We start from the raw sequence: 4,963 nt of genomic DNA, 5'->3' as shown, positions 1-4,963 counted from the left end.
CCCGGCCGGGGGCGGCGGGGCGTAGGGGGCTTGCGGCGACTGCCCGGCGGGTGGCGGCCCATAGGGGCCCTGCGGTGCCGCGCCGGGTCCGGCGGACGGCACGGCCTGGTGGGCCGGTCCACCGTAGGGAGGCCCTTGCGGCGCCGGCGGGCCCCAGTGCGGGGACGCTTGGGGGCTTGAGTGCGAGGACGCCCAGGGCCCTGACCGCGGGGACGCTTGAGGACCTGAGTGCGGGGACGCCCAGGGCCCTGACTGCGGGGGCACCTGGGGGCCCGAGTGCCGGGGCGCTTGCGGAGCGGGCGGCGATGGCGGCCGTGGGCCGGTTCCCTGCGGGCCTGCGCCCGGAGGTCCGTCATGGCCCGCCGGACCCTGCGGACCCGGGCCCGGCGAGTCCGCTCCGGACTCGGGCCGTTCCGCGGGCGGGCCGCCGCCGAGCACCGCCGCGGCCTGTCGCAGTTCCGGCGGCTCCGAGGACGGGTTCTGCAGCAACCTCATGATCACCTGTTCGGCCGTCGGCCGTCGCGCCGGGTCCTTGGCCAGGCAGGCCGCCACCAGCTCCCGTAACGGCTCCGCGAGCGGCGTCAGATCGGGCTCGGTGTACAGGACGCGCTGGATGATCGTGGGCACCGACGAGGCGGCGAAGGGCCCGGCCCCGGTGGCGGCGAACAGGATGGTGCTGCCCCACGCGAACATGTCCGCCGCCGGCCCCACGGGCTGGGCGAGGATCTGCTCGGGCGCCATGAACGCGGGCGTCCCCACCGGCATGGAGGTGATCGTCGAGGTGGCGTCGAGCGCCCGCGCGATGCCGAAGTCGATGACCCGCGGCCCCTCGGCGCCGAGCAGCACGTTGCTGGGGCTGAGGTCGCGGTGGACGATGCCGGCCTGGTGGATGGCGGCCAGCGCCGTCACGGTGCCGATGGCCAGCCGGTGCAGCGCCGCGTCCGAGCGCGGCCCGTCCTGGGCCACCGCCTCCTGGAGGGACGGCCCGTCGACGTACTCGCTCACGATGTACGGGCGCTCGTCGTGGACGCCGGTGGCCAGCAGCTTAGCCGTGCAGAACGGCGCCACGCGCCGCGCCGCGGCGGCCTCCCTGGCGAACCGCTCCGCCGCGACCGCGTCGCCCGCCAGGTGGGGCCGCAGCCACTTCACGGCCACCCGCTCGCCTTGCCCGTCCTCACCGAGGTAGACGACTCCCTGGCCGCCTTCTCCGAGCCGCCCTTTGATCTCGTAGCCACCGAGAGCGGAGGGATCGCCCGGGCTGAGCTGACTGATAGACGGCATGACCAGATTATGGTCATTTTCCTTGCGGGGCGCTTGATTCCGCGGGCGGGATCAGTTCGGTGCGGAGTTCATGGCTCTGGTCGGGCAGCCGCGCCTCGTAGTAGATCCTGTGTCCGCCGCCGGGCAGCGGGAGGACGTCGAGGTACCGGACGTCCACGACCGGGGAGTCCTCGATCGGGACCAGCAGCGGCGTGCCGCCGTCGCCGCCCGCGGGCGCCGCCAGGCCGGTCCGTTCGAACCAGTTCTCCTCACGTGAGGCCCGCCCGTCGTAGCACGCCCGGCCGTCGGGCAGCACGGCGCACAGGCGTGCGCCGCGCGCGTCCCAGGCGCCGGGGCGGCCGGTCAGCACCGTGCCGTGCCACTCCCAGGTCAGCCCGTCCTCGCTCGTGGCGTAGGCGGTGCTCATGCGGTCCTCCTCGCCGGGCTCGTCCAGCGGATGGCAGCACAGCCACGCCTCCCAGCGGCGGCCGTCGTGGCGGATCACCGGGTCCTTGACCGCGGTCGTACGCCGGTCGCCCTCGAACACCCGGCGCGCTTCCGCGTCCAGGAGACCTTCGGGTTCGGACGCCTCCAGAACGCCGATCCACCAGTGCGGCGTGCCGGGGGTCGCGCAGCTGACATAGAGCCGCCACCGGCCGGAGCCGACGCGCACGAGGGCGGGACGCTCGACCATCGAGGCGCCGAAGCGGCCGGCGCTCAGCACGCCGATCGTGGTGAACCGCTCCCCGTCGGCGGAGCGCGCGAGGACGTTGTGATCCCCGCCCACCCCGTCGCGTACGCGGTAGGCCAGCACGATGGATCCGTCCGCGTCGAGGGCGGCGCTCGGCGCGCCCGCCCACCGGTGCGGCCCCGCACCGGGCGCGGCGGCCACCACCACGGGCCGATCACCGGCCGGGAGAGGAAAACCGCTGCTCAAAGCGTTTTCGAGAGTGTCTTCGACAGCCATGGCCCCAGCCTCGCCGACCGGCCCGCCGAGCGACACTGGCAGGAACGACGGACTACGGGAAATTCCTGCCATCATGAGGGATGTGACGCTCAGCGTGGTGGCCCTGGTGGGCGAGAAGGTGGCGCCGTTCGAACTGGGCGTGGTGTGCCAGGTCTTCGGGCTCGACCGGTCCGAGGAGGGGCTGCCGGTCCACGACTTCGCGGTGTGCGGGCTCCGTCCGGGACCGGTGGCCACGACGGCGGGGTTCGCCATCCAGGTCGACCACGCTCTTGACCGGTTGGAGACCGCCGACCTGATCACCATTCCGGCCTGGCCGGACGCGGAACGTCCGGTGCCGGCACCTGTCGCCGAGGCGCTCCGCGCCGCCGTCGCCCGCGGCGCCCGGGTGCTGTCCATCTGCACCGGCGCCTTCCCCCTCGCCGCCGCGGGGCTGCTGGACGGGCGGCGGGCGGCGACGCACTGGCAGTTCGCCGACCGGCTGGCCGAGCGGTATCCCCGGGTCCGCGTCGACCGCGAGGTGCTCTACGTCGAGGACGGCCCCATCCTCACCAGCGCGGGAGCGGCCGCCGGGATCGACGCCTGCCTCCACGTGGTCCGCCGCGAGTACGGGGCCGCCACGGCGAACGCGCTCGCCCGCCGCATGGTCGTGCCGGCGCACCGGTCAGGAGGACAGGCCCAGTTCATCGAGCTGCCGGTCCCGGCGGCCGGTGACGGCTACGGCTTGTCGGGTCTGATCGACTGGATGCAGGCGCACCTGGACCGGCCGTTGACCGTGGAGACGCTGGCGGCGCGGGCCGCGATGTCGCCGCGCACGTTCGCCAGGCGGTTCAAGGCCGCCACCGGCACCACTCCTCTCCGCTGGCTTCTCGACCGGCGGCTCCAGCACGCCGAGGAGCTCCTGGAACGCACCGACCTGCCCGTGGAGGCGGTGGCCGTCCGGGCAGGTTTCGGCAGCGCCGACGCCCTGCGCCACCACTTCACGGCCCGCCGGGGCATCGGTCCCGCGACCCACCGGCGCACCTTCCGGCGGCCCGCGCAGTGATCCCACGCCCGGCTGATCGGCGGCTTCCCGCCCAGGGCGGCATGCGGCCGATCGCGGTTTCCGCGTGAGCGGCTGTGCGCGGCGTCAACGTGCGAACTTCTCGACGGCTGCCGGGGTGACGGGGGTGAAGAAGTTGACGAGGTTGCCGTCGGGGTCGCGGAACAGCAGCGACCGGTTACCCCAGGGCATCGTGGTGGGCTCGGTGACGAAGTCCGTGACGAAGCCGGTCAGGTTCTGGTGAATGCGGTCCACGTCGTCGACGAGGAACTCGGTGATCACGCTCCGGTTGTCCGCCGGGCGGGCAGAGCCCGGGGCGAACAGGGGGACGGTGCGGGTGCCGGCGATCGCGAGGGTGGCGCCCGCGGTCTTGAGTTCGGCGAAGTCCTCGGTGGCCCACGTCGCCCGCGCCCCTGTGGCTCGCTCGTAGAACTCGACCAGGCGCGCTACGTCGCTGGTGATGATGCGGATCGAGACGAAGTCCATGGGAATCTCCTTGGCTGTGCTGGAGGCGTGCGCGTCGCAGACTAGGAGAAATAGTGGACAGAACCGGTCCTGTATTCGCATTAGGCTGCGAACGTGCCTCGACCGACCGCCCGCGTGCTGACACTCCTGGAGCTGCTGCAGTCGGGCGGCACCAGGACGGTGGCCGAACTCGCCGACCGGCTCGGCGTCGAAGGGCGCACCGTGCGGCGGTACGTGGACCAGCTGATCGATCTGGACGTGCCCGTGGAATCGGTGCGCGGCCGCTACGGCGGGTACCGGCTCGCCCCCGGGTACCGCTTGCCTCCGCTCATGCTGAGCGACGACGAGGCGCTGGCCGTGCTGCTCGGCCTGGTCGCCGGCCGCCGATCAGGGTTGACGACGACGGAGCACACGGCAAGCGAGACGGCATCGGCGAAGATCCGGCGGGTGCTGCCCAAGCACATCGCCCGTCGGCTCGACACGCTCCTGGAAGCTCTCGCCTTCACGGATCAGCCCGGCGAGTTCGACACCCCGGACGCCGAGGTCCTGCTCACCATCGCCGATGCGGTGCGTCACCGCCGACCGGTCTCGATCCGCTACACCGACCGCGACGGACGGCGCAGCGAACGCACGCTGCACGCGTACGGGATCGTCGCCCATTCCGGCCGATGGTACGTCACGGGCGAGGACGCGCAGATCGGCGCGGACCGCACCTTCCGGCTCGATCGCGTCGCAGACGCGAGGACCTTGCCCGGCTCGTTCGAAGCGCCCGCGGGTCCCGGTCCGGCACAGCGTGTGTTGTCGGCGTTCGCCACGGCCGAGTACCGGCATGAGGTGACCTTGCGGATCCACGGGACGGTCGGGCAGATCCGCGCCCGCCTCCCCGCCGGCGTCGCGAGCCTGGAGGAGTACACGCCCGTGGCAGGCGAAGAGGACCGGGCGGCCGAGCGCTGGCTGCGCGTCGAGCTGCGGGTGGAGCGGCTCGACTGGTTGCCTCCGGTCTCGCCTCACTCGACCGTCCGTTCGTCGTCGAGCGCCCCGACGAACTGCGCAACCTCGTCATCGCGCTCGCCCAGCGCCTCGCGTCCTACGCCCGCCAAACCTGACAGCGAGGAGCCGATGCCATGAGATGGCACCGCTAGACGAGTAAGTCCTAAGTCGTTCGGAGTGCAGGTACGACGAAGGGTGTCGAGGATCGATGTGTGATGAACGACCTCAACACCCTTCTGACC

Annotated in this window: 5 protein-coding genes; 2 read left to right on the top strand and 3 right to left on the bottom strand. The window is 72.8% G+C overall.

What is annotated here, in order from left to right; all coding sequences use genetic code 11:
• Together AB0H81_RS43750 and AB0H81_RS43745 are read right to left on the bottom strand one after the other, a co-directional pair.
• On the bottom strand, nt 1-1,281 hold a 1,281-nt coding region (locus AB0H81_RS43750), incomplete at its 3' end, for a protein kinase (protein ID WP_358388105.1).
• A 13-nt stretch (nt 1,282-1,294) separates the two neighbouring features.
• A complete protein-coding gene (locus tag AB0H81_RS43745) occupies nt 1,295-2,227 on the bottom strand; it encodes a hypothetical protein (protein WP_358388102.1) in 933 nt (310 codons plus the stop codon).
• A gap of 73 nt (nt 2,228-2,300) precedes the next feature.
• Here AB0H81_RS43745 and AB0H81_RS43740 point away from each other — a divergent pair, with 73 nt between their 5' ends.
• On the top strand, nt 2,301-3,269 hold the full coding sequence (locus AB0H81_RS43740; protein WP_358388098.1) for a helix-turn-helix domain-containing protein: 969 nt from the start codon (nt 2,301-2,303) through the stop codon (nt 3,267-3,269).
• An 84-nt stretch (nt 3,270-3,353) separates the two neighbouring features.
• Here the strand turns inward: AB0H81_RS43740 and AB0H81_RS43735 are convergent, their stop codons facing one another.
• The gene (locus tag AB0H81_RS43735) at nt 3,354-3,752 is read right to left on the bottom strand and encodes a VOC family protein (protein WP_358388095.1); all 399 of its coding nucleotides are present in this window, start codon (nt 3,750-3,752) and stop codon (nt 3,354-3,356) included.
• Between the two features lie 93 nt (nt 3,753-3,845).
• On the opposite strand from AB0H81_RS43735, the gene AB0H81_RS43730 reads away from it, so the two are divergent.
• A complete protein-coding gene (locus tag AB0H81_RS43730; RefSeq protein WP_358388092.1) occupies nt 3,846-4,859 on the top strand; it encodes a YafY family protein in 1,014 nt (337 codons plus the stop codon).
• Nucleotides 4,860-4,963 lie beyond the last annotated feature (104 nt).

The organism is Nonomuraea sp. NPDC050691 (assembly GCF_040654455.1).
Taxonomy (GTDB): Bacteria; Actinomycetota; Actinomycetes; order Streptosporangiales; family Streptosporangiaceae; genus Nonomuraea.
Note: the sequence above shows the minus strand (reverse complement) of the source record. Positions and strands in the feature narration are given on the sequence as shown.

Bases quoted from the DNA above. Each gene is read 5' to 3' on its own strand.
- AB0H81_RS43745 (WP_358388102.1), bottom strand. From the start codon at position 2,227: ATGGCTGTCGAAGACACTCTCGAAAACGCTTTGAGCAGCGGTTTTCCT.
- AB0H81_RS43740 (WP_358388098.1), top strand. From the start codon at position 2,301: ATGAGGGATGTGACGCTCAGCGTGGTGGCCCTGGTGGGCGAGAAGGTG.
- AB0H81_RS43735 (WP_358388095.1), bottom strand. From the start codon at position 3,752: ATGGACTTCGTCTCGATCCGCATCATCACCAGCGACGTAGCGCGCCTG.